This window comes from Pannonibacter sp. Q-1 (genome assembly GCF_054073275.1).
Map to the genome: position 1 here is coordinate 1 of NZ_JBSXNB010000025.1, position 745 is coordinate 745.

The following is a 745-nucleotide window of genomic DNA, read 5'->3' on the forward strand; positions in this document are numbered from 1 at the left end:
CGCTTAGCCTGGTCGCGCCATTCGTCACGTTCTGCCGTGGCATTGGCTAGAGCGGCTTCCAGGCTGTTCACCTTCTCCTGCAGTAGGAGGGTTTCAAGGGCAGAATCAGGGGTTTCAAAGTCTAACGTTTTAGGTGAAGCACCCCTGTTGCGCGTTACAGCCGGGAAAACCCGGAAGAGTTCGGCAGGATCGATCAGGTAGCCGCCTGAATCGTTTTTCTCAGCAGATATTCTGCCGGTTTTTATAGCTCGCGTGATGGTCGGAACACTCTTCCCGGTCCGCTTCGCGGCTTCATTTGCGCTCAGTTTCATGGGGGTTTCAGATCCTAACGTGTGATATAACGTGTAGGGTTTCACGTTAGACGTCATGTTCACCGTTGGCGAGCGGGTAAGTCCGGCTCTAGGTTGCTAGTGGCTGTTCGCCCTCAATGTTGTGAGGTCAGGAAAATCTGATGAGCAGCCCGAGCTATATCCGCTTCCTTGCGGGTTATGGTGTAGCCGCTCACCTGCTTCACAGGGCCGCCGGTTCGCTCGATCCAGTGCCGTTGCTCGTCCTCTCGCAGGCTGGACCACCAGACCAGAGCGGATTCCGGTTCCGGCTGGTCCTCAATGATGGGCGGAGCGTCAGTTGTCGTCTGCGGCTTCCGTCGCTGGACGCTGTGCTTGTCGTTCTCTGTCAGAGTTTCCGCCGCGTCGTGCGGGTCCTTCCAGCGCCAGTCGAACCGAACAGCATGGACCGACCGGCC

General features: G+C 57.6%; 2 protein-coding genes. Both read right to left on the reverse strand.

From position 1 onward, the window contains the following. On the reverse strand, positions 1–311 hold a 311-nt coding region (locus tag ACVNHC_RS24480; protein WP_457169897.1), incomplete at its 3' end, for a hypothetical protein. Positions 312–424: 113 nt separating this feature from the next. Then, positions 425–745 (reverse strand): hypothetical protein (locus ACVNHC_RS24485; RefSeq protein ID WP_457169898.1); only part of this gene is annotated, 321 nt, incomplete at its 5' end.